13 protein-coding genes and 1 pseudogene are annotated in these 17,058 nt (G+C 70.2%); 6 read left to right on the plus strand and 8 right to left on the minus strand.

Annotated features, from left to right (window positions below; genetic code table 11):
* Positions 1–180: 180 nt before the first annotated feature.
* On the plus strand, positions 181–774 hold the full coding sequence (locus tag IE226_RS07890) for a histidine phosphatase family protein (protein ID WP_190080307.1): 594 nt from the start codon (positions 181–183) through the stop codon (positions 772–774).
* A 64-nt stretch (positions 775–838) separates the two neighbouring features.
* Here the strand turns inward: IE226_RS07890 and IE226_RS07895 are convergent, their stop codons facing one another.
* Entirely contained in the window at positions 839–2,284 is a 1,446-nt protein-coding gene (locus IE226_RS07895) for an NsdA family TPR-like regulatory protein (RefSeq protein ID WP_190080308.1), read from the minus strand.
* A gap of 267 nt (positions 2,285–2,551) precedes the next feature.
* Between IE226_RS07895 and IE226_RS07900 the strand changes: the two genes are divergently transcribed.
* Together IE226_RS07900 and IE226_RS07905 are read left to right on the plus strand one after the other, a co-directional pair.
* Positions 2,552–3,073 carry a hypothetical protein gene (locus IE226_RS07900; protein WP_190080309.1) on the plus strand — a complete coding sequence of 174 codons (522 nt, stop codon included), beginning with the start codon at positions 2,552–2,554 and terminating at the stop codon, positions 3,071–3,073.
* Positions 3,074–3,139: 66 nt separating this feature from the next.
* Complete coding sequence (locus IE226_RS07905; protein ID WP_190080310.1) at positions 3,140–4,000, plus strand: spermidine synthase; 861 nt, start codon at positions 3,140–3,142, stop codon at positions 3,998–4,000.
* 127 nt (positions 4,001–4,127) lie between these two features.
* Here IE226_RS07905 and IE226_RS07910 read toward each other — a convergent pair whose 3' ends face one another.
* Positions 4,128–4,664, minus strand: coding sequence for a hypothetical protein (locus tag IE226_RS07910; RefSeq protein ID WP_190080311.1), 537 nt, complete (start codon positions 4,662–4,664; stop codon positions 4,128–4,130).
* Between the two features lie 86 nt (positions 4,665–4,750).
* Here IE226_RS07910 and IE226_RS07915 point away from each other — a divergent pair, with 86 nt between their 5' ends.
* The 3 genes and pseudogenes from IE226_RS07915 to IE226_RS07925 form a co-directional block, all read left to right on the plus strand.
* Positions 4,751–5,440: a response regulator transcription factor gene (locus IE226_RS07915; RefSeq protein WP_190080312.1), complete on the plus strand. Its 690-nt coding sequence runs from the start codon at positions 4,751–4,753 to the stop codon at positions 5,438–5,440.
* Positions 5,437–6,825 carry a sensor histidine kinase gene (locus IE226_RS07920; RefSeq protein ID WP_190080313.1) on the plus strand — a complete coding sequence of 463 codons (1,389 nt, stop codon included), beginning with the start codon at positions 5,437–5,439 and terminating at the stop codon, positions 6,823–6,825. Before IE226_RS07915 ends, IE226_RS07920 begins: the two co-directional genes overlap by 4 nt.
* Positions 6,826–7,313: 488 nt before the next feature.
* Positions 7,314–8,204: pseudogene (locus tag IE226_RS07925) on the plus strand (chitinase); the annotation flags it as partial.
* Positions 8,205–8,311: 107 nt separating this feature from the next.
* Here the strand turns inward: IE226_RS07925 and IE226_RS07930 are convergent.
* The 6 genes from IE226_RS07930 to IE226_RS07955 form a co-directional block, all read right to left on the minus strand.
* Positions 8,312–9,961 carry a bifunctional aspartate transaminase/aspartate 4-decarboxylase gene (locus IE226_RS07930; protein ID WP_190080315.1) on the minus strand — a complete coding sequence of 550 codons (1,650 nt, stop codon included), beginning with the start codon at positions 9,959–9,961 and terminating at the stop codon, positions 8,312–8,314.
* Positions 9,962–9,990: 29 nt separating this feature from the next.
* Positions 9,991–11,694, minus strand: coding sequence for an aspartate-alanine antiporter (gene aspT, locus IE226_RS07935; RefSeq protein ID WP_190080316.1), 1,704 nt, complete (start codon positions 11,692–11,694; stop codon positions 9,991–9,993).
* Between the two features lie 47 nt (positions 11,695–11,741).
* On the minus strand, positions 11,742–13,421 hold the full coding sequence (gene aspT, locus IE226_RS07940; protein ID WP_190080317.1) for an aspartate-alanine antiporter: 1,680 nt from the start codon (positions 13,419–13,421) through the stop codon (positions 11,742–11,744).
* 108 nt (positions 13,422–13,529) lie between these two features.
* Positions 13,530–14,951, minus strand: coding sequence for a GH1 family beta-glucosidase (locus tag IE226_RS07945; protein WP_190080318.1), 1,422 nt, complete (start codon positions 14,949–14,951; stop codon positions 13,530–13,532).
* A gap of 158 nt (positions 14,952–15,109) precedes the next feature.
* Positions 15,110–15,922: a carbohydrate ABC transporter permease gene (locus IE226_RS07950; protein WP_229870671.1), complete on the minus strand. Its 813-nt coding sequence runs from the start codon at positions 15,920–15,922 to the stop codon at positions 15,110–15,112.
* A 131-nt stretch (positions 15,923–16,053) separates the two neighbouring features.
* Positions 16,054–17,058, minus strand: coding sequence for a carbohydrate ABC transporter permease (locus tag IE226_RS07955; protein ID WP_190080320.1), 1,005 nt, complete (start codon positions 17,056–17,058; stop codon positions 16,054–16,056).

Here is a 17,058-nt window from a genome sequence, read left to right on the forward strand (position 1 = left end):
GACGCTGAGATCGACGAGCGGGTTGCTCCTTGTGGGCACGGATGATCGCGATGTGGGCAGGGATGATCGCGACATCGCGCGTGAGTGATGATGGAGGGCACGGACAGCTGTCTGTCCACAGAATTCGCTCTATGACAGCCGATGGTCCCCACGGCCGCCGTCGGCTCGGAAAGGCTCGACATGGCACCGCGCATCCTGCTGGCCCGGCACGGACAGACGGAGTGGTCCCTGTCCGGGAAGCACACCGGCAGGACGGACATCCCGCTCCTCGAAGAGGGCCGCAACGGCGCGAAGCTCCTGGGCGAGCGCCTGCACCGCGCCCCCTACGACGGCCTCCCGGACGTCGAGGTGCGCACCAGCCCCCTGGCGCGTGCGCGCGAGACCTGCGAGATCGCCGGCTTCGGGGACCGTGCCACCACCTGGGACGCGCTCATGGAGTGGGACTACGGCTCCTACGAGGGCATGACCCCGGCCGAGATCCAGGACGTACGCCCCGGCTGGTTCATCTGGCGCGACGGCGTTCCGGGGGGCGAGACCCTGGCGCAGGTCACCGCCCGCGCGGACGAGGTGGTGGACTGGGCGCGCGGCGCGGACCGCGATGTCCTGGTCTTCGCGCACGGCCACATCCTGCGGTCCATCGGCGCGCGCTGGCTCGGTCTCGGCATCGACTTCGCCGCCCGCATCCGCCTCAGCCCGACCTCGATCTCCGCCCTCGGCTGGGCCTACGGAGAGCCGGCCATCGAGTCGTGGAACGAGACGGGTCACCTGGCCTAGGTGCCGGCCGGACGACCCGCGCCCCCGCCGTTCGCGTACCCCGCGCGCTCCCCGCCGTTCGCGCTCAGACCACCCGGGGCAGCGAGGCGTGCCGCTCCAGGAAGCCGCACACCCCCGAAGCCCGCCGGTGCGGAAGCAGCACCCGTGCCGTCGTGGCGAGCATCGACTGGATGCGCGAGGACTGCACCTCGTCCAGGAGCGCGATGACCCGCATACCGGCGGTGGCCGCCTCGTCGGGACGGCCCGCGCGGGCGAGGTCGTCGGCGAGTTCCGCGGTGTAGAGGGCGATGTTCCGGGTGAACTGCGGGGTCTGCGCCGATGCCACGCTCACGGCGCGCCGCGCGTGCCGGGCGGCGCGGTTCCAGTCGCCGAGCGCCGACCAGCACTGCGCCTCGAGACCCTCCAGCTCGGCGGGTCCGTAGAAGGTCATCCACTCCGGGTCGGTGTCCGAAGGGCCCCGGTCGAAGAGGGCGTGCGCGCGGGCCAGCGACTGTTCGCAGCCGGCCCGGTCGCCGAGCCCCGCCCAGCCCCCGGCCTCGCGCAGCGAGACGAGCGAGAGCAGCCTCGGCGACGCGAGCGGAAGGGCCGCCCTGGCCGCCGCCTGCGCCGCACGCACCGCCTCGCGGGGCCGCCCGGCATCGCGCGCCAGGAAGGCCGTGTTGCAGAAGGCGTGTGCCTCCAGGGCCTGGTCTCCGGCCATCCGGGACGTGGCGAGGGCCTCCGCGTAGTGCGAGCGGGCGTCGTCGAACCGGCCCGAGTCGTGCGCGAGCCAGCCCACGGAGATGGCCAGTTCACCGGCGCCCGTGTGCAGCCGCTCCGCCGTGGACTGCCGGGTGGTGCCCGCGTCGAGCAGGGCGTACGCGGTGCGCAGCGGGGTGGCGGCGCGGCGGTAGAGGCCGTCGGCGCCGTGCCGGTCGTCGAGCAGTCTGATCTGTCGTACGGCTTCCTCGACCGCGCTCACCTCGGCCTCGCCCGCCCGGCCGCCGCGACGTGCGGTGGCCTCGGCCGGACTCGGGGCGGCGAACCCGAAGGAACCCAAAGAGGCGGCGGCCGCGGAGGCCGTGCCGCTCATGAATGCGCGACGCCGCACGTCGCTCTCCTCGTGGCTCTGGATCTCGTACGGGTCGCACTCGTGCGTTTCGGAGCCGGTCGGCCCGGACGGAGAAGACTCATACAGACGGATCGTGGTGTGTGACACAGGCGCTCGGGACTCGGTGCGCGCTCCCCGCCCGCGCACTGCGGAGCGGGGCGAGAACCCCAGATCCGTGAGCGTCCGGCCGGGGAACATGTGCAGGAAGACCCGCTCGTACGCGTAGTTGGGACAGCGGATCTCACCCGCCTCGACACGCCCCACGTACCGGGCGTCGCAGCTGACGCGCTCACCGATCTCGCGGGCGGCCCGGCGGATCACGGCGGCGAACTCGCCCGGTGAGCGCTGCCCGCGCAGCTGCCGGAAGCGAAGATTCGGGCGTGGGGACTGAGTTGACGATGCCATCGGTGACGACGCCATGGCCTGACCCTCTCGTACGGATCGTGCCGGAGTGCGTCGAATCCTGCGGATCCGACGATGCTGCCCCTGTTCCGGCGAAGCAAGAACGTACCGTCAGTGATGGGGCCCACACGCAGAGTTTGGCTACAAACCGGATATCTCACCCATGATCTGCCATGAACTGCCATCCTTTGCGGCGGCATTACGCCGTAGCTGTTGACAGCGTGCCGCGTTGAACCATGCGGAGAGGGAGCGACGCGGCTCCCACCCTTGCGAGGAGGGGTTCCCTTGTTCGAGACCGGCGCGGAGAACGGCGAAGCGCGGGCGTCGCTGACTACGGCACGGCACCTGCCCACCCAGGACCGCAGCGCACCACCGCAACAGGGGCCATGGCAGGGAGCACGGCAGGGGCCGGGGCAGAGCGCCGGGCCCGGCGACTGTGCCGACTTCTGTGATCTCGTCACCGTTCCGGCCCGCCAGGGCCTCGAAGCCGTCGACATCCTGCGCCGCGGGGCGGGTGACGCCGTCGGCCCCGTCCTGCACGACGGCGGCTGCGACACCCTCGGCTTCCTGGTGCCGCCCGGTACCGCCGCCGGCTGGGACCTGCCGGGCAGCGCATGTACGCAGACCTTCGGGCGCGGCACCCGCCCGCACACGGAGCCGGGGCCGGCCACCCCGCCGCCCCCCGTCGCGGGCACCGGCTGGCTGCTGTCCCCCGCGGAGACCGATCCGGTCACCGATCCCGCCGTCCTGCGTGCGGCGCTCGGGATCGCGGCCCGCACGATCGAGGCCGCCGACAACTGCCGCTGAGCCCGCGGCGGGGCGGTGCCCCAAGGTCATCGGGCCGCCCCGTCCGCGTACGCCGATAATGGACCGATGGCAAGGAACAGGCGGTCCCGGGAAGAGGCGCAAGCCGTCGTCGAGAAGGTGGACGGCGGGCTCGCCGAGCTGATGCCCGACCGGGACAGGCCGCGCGCGTGGACGCTGCTCGTGGACGGTGCCCCGCAGTCCCATGTCGACCTCGACGACCCGGCGTATCTCGACTTCGAGTACCAGCGCAGGCTCGGTCATGCCGCCGACCTCGTCGCGCCGCCCGGCAAGCCGATACAGGCCCTGCACCTGGGCGGCGGCGCCTTCACCCTCGCCCGCTACATAGCCGCGACCCGACCCCGCTCCACCCAGCAGGTCATCGAGCGCGACGCGGCACTCATACAACTGGTCCGCAGGGAACTGCCGTTGGACCCGCAGGCGCGGGTGCGGGTGCGCGGCACCGACGCCCGCGAAGGGCTCGCGAAGATCGCGGACGGCTGGGCGGACCTCGTCGTGGCCGACGTCTTCAGCGGCGCACGGACCCCCGCGCACCTCACGAGCGCCGAGTTCCTCGGTGACGTACGCCGGGTCCTGAAGCCCGGCGGGTACTACGCGGCGAACCTCGCCGACGGGCCGCCCCTCGCGCATCTGCGCGGCCAGCTCGCCACCGCCGCCGCGCTCTTCCCGGAACTCGCGCTCATCGCCGACCCCGCGGTCCTGCGCGGCAAGCGGTTCGGCAACGCGGTGCTCGTGGCCTGCGACCGGCCGCTGCCGGTCGCGGAGCTGACCCGGCGCAGTGCGGGGGACTCGCATCCGGCGCGGGTCGAGCACGGCAGGGCGCTGATCGACTTCAGCGGGGGAGCGGCGGCGGTCACGGACGCGAGCGCGGTGGCGTCGCCCGCGCCGCCCCCTTCGGTGTTCCGCTGAGGACGGCCCGTCGGGCTTCCGCTGAGGACGGCCCACCGGGGCTTGCGCTGAGGACGGCCCGTCGGGGCTTGCGCGGCTCTTTCCGTCCGGACTTTTTCAACTCTGGGGCATCCGCTGAACCAACCGGTCAGTACTCGTTGATTTCTACCGCCGGGGCGTGGTCGTGCCACGTGCAGAACACCGAGACCTTCTCGGCGCCCGACGTGAACTGCACCCGGATCCAGGTGTCCTGCTTCCACACCTGCACCGACCAGCCCGCCGCCGGAGTCGCCGAGACCAGCGTCGCGGATTCCTTGCCGAGGTCGAAGACGACCCGGCCGCCTTCGGAGGAGTAGCTCTTCACGTTGCCCGGTGCGGGCGCGGGCGCGGAGGGGGAGCTCGGCCTGCTCGTGCTCGTCTTCGACGGCTTGCTCTCGGGGGACTTGGCGGGTTTCGAGGGCTTCTTCGACTTCGACTTCGAGGGCGTGGGGGTCGGCGTCGGGTCCGGGCGGTGCGTGGAGGACGAGAGCGGCTCGGCGCGGTCGCCGTCGGCGGCCAGCGGAACGGCACGCGGCGGGTCGTAGGCGGTGCCCGCCATGACCGTGTGGACACCCCACCAGGAGAGTGTGACCGCCGCGCCCGTGGCGAGCGACCAAGCTATTGCGTGTATGAGTCCTCTGCGCATCGCGAGCCATACTGCACCACTCGGACCGCTGGGCCCACCGTCGTCCCGGGAGACCCGGCTCACCCAGATGGCGTACGGTGCCGCCCATGGCAAGTGTGCTCGTCGTCGAGGATGACCAGTTCGTACGCTCCGCTCTCATCCGGCATCTGACCGAGGCATCGCACACCGTGCGCAGCGTCGGCACGGCCCTTGAGGCGCTGCGCGAGGTGGCCCATTTCCGGTTCGACGTGGTGATCCTGGATCTCGGTCTGCCCGATCTGGACGGGTCGGAGGCGCTCAAGATGCTCCGCGGGATCACCGACGTCCCCGTGATCATCGCCACCGCGCGTGACGACGAGGCCGAGATCGTCAGGCTCCTGAACGACGGCGCCGACGACTATCTGACCAAGCCGTTCTCCGTGGAGCACCTCTCCGCCCGGATGGCCGCCGTCCTGCGCCGCTCGCGCGTCCCGGCGGGCGAGACCCCGCCGAGCAGCGAGATACGGGTCGGCGGGCTCGCCATCGACCCGCTGCGCCGCCAGGCCGAGCTGGACGGGGCGCGGCTCGACCTGACCCGGCGCGAGTTCGATCTGCTCGCCTTCCTCGCCGGCCGGCCGGGTGTCGTCATACCCCGCAAGGAGCTGCTCGCCGAGGTGTGGCAGCAGAGTTACGGGGACGACCAGACCATCGACGTACATCTGTCGTGGCTGCGCAGGAAGTTGGGCGAGACCGCCGCCCGGCCGCGTTATCTGCACACGCTGCGGGGTGTCGGCGTCAAGCTGGAGCCACCGCTGTGAGGTGGGCGCTCGTCAAGGTGTGCCTGGCCGTCACGACGATGGTCGTGGTGGCCTTCGCCGTACCGCTCGGCCTGGTCATCCAGGAGATGGCCAGGGACCGCGCCTTCTCCAACGCCGAGCGGCACGCGGCCGGCATGGGCCCCACGCTCTCCATCACCACCGACCGCGATCAGCTGACGCGGGCCGTCGCCACGTCCGAGGCGGGCGGCGAGGGGCGGATGGCCGTGCACGTACCGGCCGTCGACAAGGCACCTGCCCTGGAGATCGGCGACCGGCGGGCCGACGCGCGCGCGGTGGAGATCACACGCAAGGAGGGCCGGGCCAGGACGGTCACGGTCGACGGCGGCTTCGCGCTGCTCCAGCCGACGGCCCTGAGCTCCACCCAGATCGCCGTGGTCGAGATCTTCGTGCCCGAGGGCGCGGTCAGCAACGGCGTGACCACGGCCTGGCTGGTGCTCGCGGGGGTCGGCGTCGCGCTGATCATCGGGTCCGTGGCGGTGGCGGACCGGCTCGGCGTACGGATGGTGCAGCCCGCCAAGCGGCTCGTGGGCGCGGCGCAGTCCCTCGGCGAGGGAAAGCTGGGCGCGCGGGTCCAGGAGGAGGGGCCGACCGAACTGCGCCTTGCGGCCGTGGCGTTCAACTCCATGGCCGACCAGGTGGTGCAACTCCTGGCCAACGAACGCGAGCTCGCGGCGGACCTCTCGCACCGCCTGCGCACCCCGCTGACGGTGCTGCGGCTCAACGCGGCCTCGCTGGGCGACGGCCCCGCGGCCGAGCAGACCCGTATCGCGGTGGAGAAGCTCGAACGCGAGGTCGACACGATCATCCGTACCGCACGCGACGCCAAACCGCAGACCGTGACGGTCGGCCCCGGTGCGGGCTGCGACGCCTCCGAGGTGATCCGGGACCGGATGGCCTTCTGGTCGGCGCTCGCCGAGGACGAGGGGCGCGAGGCGCGCGTCGCGGGGGTGGAGCGGCCGGTGTGGATACCGGTCGCGCGGCCCGAACTGGTCGCCGCCCTGGACGCGTTGCTGGGCAACGTCTTCCGGCACACGCGGGAGGGCGCGGCGTTCGCGGTGGACGTGCACAGCGGCGAGGACGCCGTGATCGTCCTGGTGTCGGACGCGGGGGCGGGCATCGCCGACCCCGAGGCCGCGTTGGCGCGGGGCGCGGGGTCGGGGGCGGACGGTTCCACCGGCCTGGGGCTCGACATCGTGCGGCAGCTCGCGGAGTCCACGGGCGGGGATGTCCGTATCGGGCGGTCCGTGCTCGGCGGGACCGAGGTCCGGATCTGGATCCAGCTGGACGGGCGGCGGCCGGTCGCCGGGGGGCGTGGGCACGGGGGTTCCGTACGTCGGCGTAAGCGTGTCCCGAGCGTCCGCTAGGCCCTGAACCGCCGCTTCGCGGCGGATATTTTCCCGCCCTCCCACCCGATCACCCCGCGTCCGACTGTGAACGGAGCGCAGGTAGTTTCCGTCCAGGGGCTGACTCCGGGTGTCGGGTGGGTGGGCGGGAGAAGATCCGCGCGAAGCGCGGGAAGGTGTCCGCGGCTCGCACCCGGGAGCACCCGGAGCCCACCATTAAACGCTCCCGATCGCTTCCTTAAGCGCACCCTAAGATCCAGTGCAGAGCCCAGATTGCCCGCTATGTCGCGCCCCCGCGGGGCTAAGTTGCTGACGCACCCCCACCCCCCCCGCACAGCTAAGGCAGGCACGCCATGAGCAGCACCCATCGGCGCACGGTGAGCACCAAGTCCAAGGTCATAGGCGGCATCGTGGCCGCGGGCCTCGTCGGCGGCGGCGCTTTCCTCTTCTCCGGGACGGCCCTCGCGACCAAGGCCCCCGCGGAGGAGACCCCCGCCGAGGCAGCCGCGCAGGCCAAGTTCGCCCCGTTCGTGGACACGTCGCTCGCCCCGGCGTACGACCTCGTTGACACCGCCGACAAGACCGGCGTGAAGGAGTTCAACCTCGCCTTCATCACCTCCGGCGGCAGCTGCGAGCCCCTGTGGGGCGGCACCACCGGACTCGACGACGACAAGGTGGCCTCGCAGATAGCGGCCCTGCGGGCCAAGGGCGGCGACGTAAGCGTGTCCTTCGGCGGCGCCGCGGGCTCCGAGCTCGGCCTCAAGTGCGACAGCGCCGACGCCCTCGCCGAGGCGTACGGCAAGGTCATCGACAAGTACGAGCTGACCAAGGTCGACTTCGACATCGAGGGCGCTGCCCTGCCCGACACCGCCGCCAACACCCGCCGCGCGCAGGCCATCGCGCAGTTGCAGAAGGACCACGAGGGCCTGGACGTCTCGTTCACGCTGCCCGTCATGCCCGAGGGCCTGACGCAGCCGGGCGTGGACCTGGTCGCCGACGCCAAGAAGAACGGCGTCAAGGTCTCCGCCGTCAACATCATGGCGATGGACTACGGGCCTTCCTACAGCGGCGACATGGGCCAGTACGCCATCGACGCGGCGACCGCCACGCAGAAGCAGATCAAGGGCGCCCTCGACCTGTCCGACGAGGCGGCATGGAAGGCCGTCGCGGTCACCCCGATGATCGGCGTCAACGACGTCACCACCGAGGTCTTCAAGGTCGACGACGCCGCGCAGCTGGTGAAGTTCGCCGAGGAGAAGGGCCTCGGCTGGCTCTCCATGTGGTCCTCGACCCGCGACAAGGCCTGCGAGGGCGGCGCCAACAACGGGGCTCAGCCCACCTGTTCGTCGATCGAGCAGGAGCCGCTCGCCTTCACGAAGGCGCTCGGCGTCTACAAGTAAAGCCGCGACACCCCATAGCCACCGCCCCCCACGGCGCCTCGACCGGCACCCCACATCCCCCCACCCGGTCGGGGCGCCACCCATGTCTGGACTCTGGCATCCAGCCTCTAGCCCCTGCTCGCCTGCCACTCCGACGCGTAGTCGTTGAAGATCGCCCGCAGATGATGCCCGATCTTCAGGTAGTCGAGGTCGTCCAGGTTGGCGAGCGACACCCGCACCGACCACTCGGGCCCCTCGAAGCCGCCGCCGTTCAGGAGCACCACATGGGTCTGCTCGGCGAGGCGGAACAGCGGGTCGACGGGTTCGTAGTTCTTCTCGAGGAAGTCGGCGAAGTCCTTGCCGTGGACGCGTTCCGCCTCGGCGAGCAGATCGAGCTCGATGTAGTAGCCGGCCCGGTGCGGATCGTCCGAGACCTTCATCTCGGCTCCTTCCAGCAGGAGTTCGAGCCTCTGCCGCACGATCGCGCGGATACGCAGCTTGTACGCCTGCCCCTCGTCCAGCATGTCGAAGAGGGAGAAGAGGACCATCATCGTCTGCTGGGGGAGCGAGAGACCGGAGGTGTGGTTCAGGGCCACCTGCCGGGAGTCCGCGACGAGGCGGTCGATGAACTTGATCTTCTCGGGCTCCAGCGTCAGCGTCCCGTACCGCTTGGCGAGCCGGGCCTTCTCGTCCCGCGGAAGAGCGGCGATGAGCTGGTCGATGACGTTGTCGTCGTTGAGGCCGATGACGCCGAGCCGCCAGCCGGTGCAGCCGTAGTGCTTGGAGTACGAGTAGACGAGCAGCGTGTTGTGGGGCAGGTCTGCGGCGATGGAGCGAAAGCCCTCGACGAACGTCCCGTACACGTCGTCCGTCACGATCAGCAGGTTCGGGTTCGAGGTGGCGACGATCTCCTTGATCTGGTCCGCGACGCGCTGACTCAGCGCCAGTGAGGGCGGGTTGGAGGGATTGACCAGGCAGAGCATCTTGATGGCGGGGTCCGCGAGCTTGGCCACCTCCTCCTCGGGATAGCGCCACTCCCGCACACCCGCCTCGGCGAACATGCTGGCCTGGACGTACGTCACGTCGAACTCGTACGTGTCGAGCTCGGGAATCTCCACGTACGGCGTGAAGACCGGCACCATCAGGGCGATCTTGTCGCCCTTGTGCAGGACGCCGTTCTTCATGAGCGAGTCGAAGATGTAGCACATCGCGGCCGTGCCGCCCTCGGTGGCGAACAGGCTCAGGTTGCCCGCCGGGGGCTTGTGGTCGAACATCTCGTCGGTGACGTAGCCGCGGACGATCTGCTCGGCGTGCTTCATCATCCGGTCCGGGACCGGGTAGTTGTCGCCGACCGAGCAGTCCGTCAGCTCATGGATGAAGTCGTCCCTGACGAAGCCGAAGCGTTCGACGGCGTACTCGACGCACTTCTGGAGCAGGTCGATGCCGGGCAGATCCGGGTGCTGCCGTACGAAGGTGTCGAAGCGGGCGCCCGACCCCTCTTTCTCCGGCATGCCGCCCAGGTTGTCGGCGGTCCAGACGCGGCGGGACTCGGAGAGGGCGAAGTAGCCGAGCGCGTAGAAGGCCTCGCGGGGTCCTGTGGCGACCCAGTTGGGGTTTCCGCGGCCCGCGTTGAGCATCTGCGGGATGGACTTCTCCTTCTGGCCCGGCTTGTCCTCCTGCACGGCCCGGGCGATCTCGATGAACTTGTCCTTCAGCTCGAACGGGCTGAGCTGGGCGAACGACTGGATTTCCTCGCGGGTGAAGGTGGTCTTGGGCACGGCTCGTTCCTCACGTGGGGGAGCGGGGGTCAGTGGTGGAGCAGGACGATGACGGCGCCCCAGATGGTCAGGAGCACGTTGCTGATGGCGTACGGGATCGTGTAGCCCAGCGTCGGGATCTGGGATCTGGACGTCTCGTTGATCGCGCCGATCGCCGCGGTGGTCGTCTGGCCGCCGGCCAGGACTCCCATCAGGATCGGGAAGCGGATCTTCTGCACGTGGTGCCCGAAGAGGAAACCGACGATCAGCGGGAGCACCGTGGCGATCGCACCGAAGAGGAGCAGCCCCCAGCCCGCCGTGGAGAGACCGGAGGTGAAGCTCGGGCCCGCGTTGATGCCGACGACCGCGACGAAGAGACAGAGCCCGAGGGTGTCCATGAACCACTGGGCGCCGGGCGGGACGTTCCCGTACGTCGGGTACTTGCCGCGGATCCACCCGAAGACGAGCCCCATGATCAGCGCCCCCCCGGACGTGGAGAGCGAGATCGGCACGCCGCCCGCGGTGAGTGCCGGGATGCCGATGCAGCCGCCGAGGAAGATGCCGAGGCCCACCCAGACCATGTCGGTGGCGAAGGACGTCGGCACGGGCTTGCCGAGTTCCTTGCCCGCCGGGTCCACCAGGCGTTTGGGGCCGGTGAGGATCAGGGTGTCGCCGCGTTCCAGCTCGGTGGTCAGGCGGTAGGGGAACTCGGACCCGGAGCGGTACAGCTTGTCGACGTAGACGCCGACCATGAACGGCTCGCGGCGCAGCTCGCCGATGGTCCGGCCGAGCCGGTGCTTCTCGGAGGCGACGACATGCAGGGTCTCGGTCTCATAGCCGAGGAGTTCGACGTCGTCGGTCTCGGCGCCGACGTGCGTACGCGGGTCGAACTCGACGAGCGAGCCGCGCAGTGCGCTCAGCGCGACGACATCGCCCTCGCGCAGGGCCGTGCGCTGGTCGTGGTCGAGGATGTTCCCCTCTCTGCGTACGCGGGTGATGTAGACCCGGCGGCCCAGCTCGCGCTGCTGCTTCTCGAAGTCCTCGATGGTGCGGCCCGCGAGGTCGGGGCGCTGGACGGTGTAGGCGCGCAGGACGACCTCGTAGTAGCCCTCGGCCAGGTCGGGGTTGTCGCCGGGGGTGTCGAGCTCCTTCGCCAGGGCGGCCGATTCCGCTGCCAGATCCTTGCGGTAGAGCTTCGGCAGGACGTTGGCGAGCAGCATCGCGCAGAGGATCGTGCCGAGGGGGTAGGTCACCGCGTACCCGATGGCGACCAGGTTCGACTCGCTCTTGACCTGCGCGGAGCTGAGTCCCGGCAGGTTGGAGATCGCGTCGCCCGCGACACCGATGACGGCGGACTGGGTGAGCGCCCCGCCGAGCAGCCCGGCCGAGAGCCCGGGCCCGTAGCCGAGCATCGCGGCGAAGCCCCAGCAGACGAGCAGGCCGGTCACGCAGACCACGACGGCGTTGAGCACCTGCGGAAGGCCGTCCTTCTTCAGGCCGCGGAAGAACTGCGGGCCGACCTTGTAGCCGAGGGCGAAGAGGAACATCGTGAAGAAGAGGTTCTTCACCGTCCCGTCGATCTCGACCTTGAACTGCGCCCCGAGCAGCAGCCCCGCGACGAGACAGCCGGTGACCGCGCCGAGGGCGATCGCCTTGTAGCGCAGCTTTCCGAAGAGGAAGCCGATCGCCACGGTGATGAAGACGAGCAGCTCCGGATGGGGCTGGAAGATGTTCCGGTTGAGGAAGTCGATCATTTTCTACGCTCCGGATGTGCGCCGGGGTACGCCGGGTGTGCTGCTCTTCAGGAGCCGAGTACGCCGACGAGGATCGGCCCGGTCAGGGGGAGCAGGAAGTTGGAGAGGGCGTAAGTGATCGTGTAGCCGAGCAAGGGGACCGAGCTCTGGGCCACCTGGGTGACGGAGGTGATCGCCGGGGTCGAGCACTGCTGGCCCGCGATGGCACCGATCAGGAGCGGTTTCTCGATCTTCAGGAGCTTGCGGCCCACGAAGAGCGAGATCGTCGCGGGTACGAGGACCATCGCGATCCCGGCGAACGGAAGCAGCACCCCGTACTGCTTGAGCAGCGGCCAGGCCTGCGGCCCCGAGACGAGCCCCGTACAGGCGATGAAGATCGCCAGCCCCATGTCCTTGATGGTGTTGGCCGCCTGCGGCGGGAACGCCCCGAAGGTCTGCCTGCGGGAGCGGAACCAGCCGAAGAGCAGCCCGGAGACCAGACAGCCGCCGCCCGTGCCGAGGGACATCGGCACGTCGCCGAAGTGCACGACGACCTGCCCGAGCAGGGAACCGGCCGCGATCCCGAGCCCCAGATAGATGAAGTCGGTGGCGTCGTTCTTGACGACCGCGCCGATCTTGGCGACCAGCTTGTTCAGACCGGACCGCGCGCCCACCAGGGTGAGCACGTCACCGCGGCGCACGGTGGTGCCCCCGGCGGCGGGCAGATGCTGGTCACCGCGCAGTACGTCGGTGACGTACACGCCGTCCTTGACGAACTCGGGATGGGCGCGCTGCAACTCCTCCACGCTCAGGCCGTCCGACGACTTCTCGGTGACGGCGACCTGGGTGGTGGCGAGCGGGGTGTCGACGCCGGGGATGCCGGGGGTCTCGGTGCCGATGAGCCGGCCCGCCTCGATGGTGTTGGCACGCAGGCCCACGACGAGGACCAGGTCGGAGAGGGTCAGGGCGAGATCCGGGCGGGGCGTGAGCGTCTTGCTGCCGCGTTTGACGGCCTCGACGGTGACCCGCCCCTCAAGCTCGGACTCCAGGTCGCCGACGGTCCTGCCGTCGGCCGTCGTCACCAGATAGGTGCGGCCGACCATGCCCGGCAGGGCCTGGCGCTCGTCGGACTCCAGGCCGCCGCCCGAGCCGCGCATCTTCTCCCACAGCTCGCGCGAGGCGTCCCGCAGGTTTATGCGCAGCATCATCGGCATGATCTGGCTGGTGTAGAGCACGATGGTGATCAGGCCGAAGAGGTAGCAGACCGTGTACGCGGTGGCGACGTGCCCCTGGTACTGGGTGATCTGGTCCGGGGTGAGCCCGTCGAGCTTGCCGATGGCCTCGGTCGCCGTACCGACGACGGCCGACTCGGTGGCCGCGCCCGCCAGGATGCCCGACGCCGTGCCGACGTCCAGGTCGAAGGCCTTGGCCAGGCCGAGCGCGATGCCCAGGACACAGACGAGCTCGATCGCGCAGAGCGCGAAGAACCGCAGGCTCTTGCGGTTGAGGTTGGAGAAGAACTGCGGGCCCGCGAGATAGCCCAGGGCGAAGATGAAGAGCGCGAAGAAGATCGTCTTGACGTCGTCGGAGACGACCACCTTGGCCCAGGCGCCAAGGAGCAGCGAGACGATCAGGGTGCCGCAGATGCCGCCCAGGGTGATGGGGCCGACGCGCACCTTGCCCAACAGGTAGCCCAGGGCGAGGCAGACGAACAGCGCGAACTCGGGGTGATCACGGAGTACGCCCACGGGCACTCACCGTGCCTGGTCTATTGCGTTATATGGCATATGTGAAACCTAAGGAGCCGTGTGGCGGCGTGCCACTCGGCTCCTCAGGGGTACTGCCGGTGCGGCCGGTCAGCCCACCACGCTCTTCTCCGGCAGCTCACCGGCGGCCGCGACGCCCGCGTACCAGTGGGCGCTGGACTTCGGGACGCGGGCCTGCGTCTCGTAGTCGACGTACACCGCGCCGAAGCGCTTGCTGTAGCCGTACGACCATTCGAAGTTGTCCATGAGGGACCAGAGGTAGTAGCCGCGGACGTCGGCGCCGTCCGTGATGGCCCGGCGGACGGCGGCCAGGTGGCCGTGGAGGTAGGCGATGCGCTCCGGGTCGTGCACGCGGCCGTCCGCGTCGGGCTTGTCGTCGTAGGCCGCGCCGTTCTCGGTGATGTACAGCGGCAGGCCCGGCGCCTCGCGGGTGTAGCGCATGATCAGGTCGTGCAGGCCGGTCGGGTCGATGGTCCAGCCCATCTCGGTGCGGTCGCCCGGCGTCTGGTGGAAGGCCACGTCGTCGGCTGCGGGCCACGGGGAGTGGTCGCTGGCGCCGTGCCCGTCGGCGCGCGGGCTGTCCGGATCGTTCTGGGCGGCCGAGACGAGGGCGGGCGTGTAGTAGTTGAGGCCGAGGGCGTCGAGCGGCTGGTGGGCGGCGGCGAGGTCGCCGTCCTGCACGAAGGACCAGTCGGTGATCCGGGCGGTGTCGTCAAGCAGGTCCGCCGGGTAGGCGCCGTGCAGCATCGGGCCGTGGAAGACGCCGTTGGCGAGGTTGTCGATGCGGCGCCGGGCGTCCTGGTCCGCGGGGCTGTCGGAGACCGCCCTGACCACCGAGGAGTTGAGGCTCACCGCGACCCGGGCACGGGCCGGCAGGGCGGCGCGCAGCGCCTGCGTGCCCAGGCCGTGCGCGAGGTTGAGGTGGTGCGCGGCCTGCAGGGCCGCGGCCGGATCGGTACGGCCGGGGGCGTGCACGCCGGAGCCGTAGCCCAGGAAGGCGCTGCACCACGGCTCGTTCAGGGTGATCCACGACTCGACGCGGTCGCCGAGGGCCTCGGCGACGAAGCCCGCGTACTCGGCGAAACGGTAGGCGGTCTCGCGCGCCGGCCAGCCGCCCGCGTCCTCCAGGTCCTGCGGCAGGTCCCAGTGGTAGAGGGTCAGGGCGGGCTTGATGCCCTTGGCGAGCAGCTCGTCGACCAGGCGCCGGTAGAAGTCGAGGCCGCGCTGCACGGCGGGGCCGCGTCCGGTGGGCTGCACCCGCGACCAGGAGACGGAGAAGCGGTAGGCGTTCAGGCCGAGGTCCGCCATGAGCGCCACGTCGTCGCGGTAGCGGTGGTAGTGCTCGACGGCCACGTCACCGGTGTCGCCGCCGGCGGTTTTGCCGGGCGTGTGGCTGAAGGTGTCCCAGATGGAGGGGGTGCGGCCGTCCTCGCGCACGGCGCCCTCGATCTGGTACGCGGACGTGGCGGCTCCCCAGAGGAAGTCGGCCGGAAAGGTAAGGGGTTCAGGCATGGAAGCGCTCCCATGGAGAGGGGGAAACAGGACAGGGGGCAGGGCGGCACGGGGACAGAGGGCGAGCGGGTCGCCGGGGCCGAGGCGGCGGGCGCGGTTCGGCCCCGGAGCCGCTCGACCCGGGCGTACGAGGCGAGGGCGCTGGTCGGAAGCGGGCTTCAGCCCTTGACCGCGCCCTGCATGATGCCGCTCACGATCTGCTTGCCGAACAGGATGAACGCGAAGAGCAGCGGCAGCGTGCCGAGGAGCGCGCCCGCCATGATCACCGCCCGGTCCGGGATATACCCCGTACCGAGGGAGTTGAGCGCCACCTGCACGGTGGGGTTCGACTGGTTGAGGGCGATGATCGGCCACAGGAAGTCGTTCCAGGCCATGACGAACGTGAGGAGGCCGAGGACCGCCATCGCGGGCCGCGCCGCCGGGAACACCACGTGCCAGATGATCCGCAGGCTGCTCGCGCCGTCCATCCGGGCCGCCTCGATGAGCTCGCTCGGCAGTGCCTGCAACAGGTACTGCCGCATGAAGAACACGCCGAAGGCGCTCACGAACGTCGGCAGGATCACCGCCTGGAGCTGGTTGGTCCACTGCAGGTCGGCGATCCACAGATACAGCGGTACGACGCTGAGCTGCGGCGGCACCATCATCGTGCCGATCGTCAGGAGGAGCAGCAGACCGCTGAACTTGAACTTCAGCTTGGCGAAGGCGAAGCCGGCGATCGTGGAGAACAGGACGGTGCCGATGGTGATGCTGCCCGCCACGATCGTCGTGTTGAGCATCGCGTCACCCAGGCTCGCCTCCGTCCAGGCCCGCTCCAGGTTCTTGAAGAGGTTGCCGCCGAACCACAGGGGCGGCGGTGTCTGGGCGAGCCGCCCGCTGGTCCGCGACGCCGCGATCGCCGTCCAGATCAGCGGGGCCAGTGACACGGCCGTGAACAGCGCGAGCACGATGTAGGTCCACGGACCCGCGTGCATCGTGCGCCCGGCCTTGAGCCCCAGCGAGCGGCCCGACTTCGGGCGCGGCGCGGGAGCGGACTCCGGGCTCGTGATCACGTCGGTCGGCGGGTCCGACGCGAGGTCCGTCGTCGGGCCCGAGGTGCGGGACTTCATTGGGCCTTCCTCAGACGTCGGGCGATCAGCAGATTGACCGCGGCGATGAGCAGCAGGATCACGAGCATCAGCCAGGCGACGGCCGAGGCCCTGCCCAGATGGCCGTTGATCCAGCCCTGGTCGTACAGATAGAGACCCAGCGTCTGGAACTGGTGGTCGGCGCCGCCCTTGGACCCGGCCGTGCCGCCGAACAGCAGCGGCTCACCGAAGAGCTGGGTCGCCCCGATGGTGGAGACGACCACCGTGAACAGGATCGTCGGACGCAGCATCGGGATCGTCACGTGCCGGAACTGCTGCCAGCGCGAGGCGCCGTCGAGCGACGCGGACTCGTACAGGTCGTGCGGCACGGCCTGCATCGCCGCCAGATAGATCAGGGCGTTGTAGCCGGTCCACCGCCAGATGACGATCGAGGACACCGCGAACTGCGAACCCCACGACGACTCGCGCCAGTTGACGGGATCGAAGCCCACGGACCCGATGATCCAGTTGACCATGCCGCCGTCCCACGCGAACAGGAGCGTGAAGACCAGCGAGGCGCTCGCCACGGACGTGGCGTACGGAGCGAGCATCGCCACGCGCCACAGGGTGGAGCCGCGCAGCTTGTAGTTGAGCAGATGCGCGATGCCGAGCGCGATGGCCAGCTGCGGGACGGTGGAGATGACACCGATGGTGAAGGTGTTGCCGAGCGCGTTCCAGAAGTAGTCGCTCTGCAGCAGGTTGGTGTAGTTCTCCAGGCCGAGCCAGGTGCTGTCGTCGAGGTTGGTCAGTTCCAGGCGGTGCAGCGACGCCCAGCCGGTGTAGAGCAGCGGGAAGAGGCCGAAGGCCCCGAAGAACAGGAAGAACGGCGCGACGAAGACATACGGCGACGCCTTTATGTCCCAGCGGTACAGGCGGCTGCGCCACGAGGACGTGGGGGAGGATTTGCGCCTCCCGGACGCGGCCGGGGCCGCGTCCCCCTTGTCGGGGGACGCGGTCTCGGCGTACTCAGTGGTCTCGGACAT

It is taken from the genome of Streptomyces longisporoflavus (genome assembly GCF_014649775.1).
Taxonomy (GTDB): Bacteria; Actinomycetota; Actinomycetes; order Streptomycetales; family Streptomycetaceae; genus Streptomyces; species Streptomyces longisporoflavus.

Bases quoted from the DNA above. Each gene is read 5' to 3' on its own strand.
- IE226_RS07895 (WP_190080308.1), bottom strand. From the start codon at position 2,284: ATGGCGTCGTCACCGATGGCATCGTCAACTCAGTCCCCACGCCCGAAT.
- IE226_RS07905 (WP_190080310.1), top strand. From the start codon at position 3,140: ATGGCAAGGAACAGGCGGTCCCGGGAAGAGGCGCAAGCCGTCGTCGAG.
- IE226_RS07890 (WP_190080307.1), top strand. From the start codon at position 181: ATGGCACCGCGCATCCTGCTGGCCCGGCACGGACAGACGGAGTGGTCC.
- IE226_RS07950 (WP_229870671.1), bottom strand. From the start codon at position 15,922: ATGCACGCGGGTCCGTGGACCTACATCGTGCTCGCGCTGTTCACGGCC.
- IE226_RS07915 (WP_190080312.1), top strand. From the start codon at position 4,751: ATGGCAAGTGTGCTCGTCGTCGAGGATGACCAGTTCGTACGCTCCGCT.
- IE226_RS07955 (WP_190080320.1), bottom strand. From the start codon at position 17,058: ATGTCCGAGACCACTGAGTACGCCGAGACCGCGTCCCCCGACAAGGGG.
- IE226_RS07945 (WP_190080318.1), bottom strand. From the start codon at position 14,951: ATGCCTGAACCCCTTACCTTTCCGGCCGACTTCCTCTGGGGAGCCGCC.
- IE226_RS07910 (WP_190080311.1), bottom strand. From the start codon at position 4,664: ATGCGCAGAGGACTCATACACGCAATAGCTTGGTCGCTCGCCACGGGC.
- aspT (WP_190080316.1), bottom strand. From the start codon at position 11,694: ATGATCGACTTCCTCAACCGGAACATCTTCCAGCCCCATCCGGAGCTG.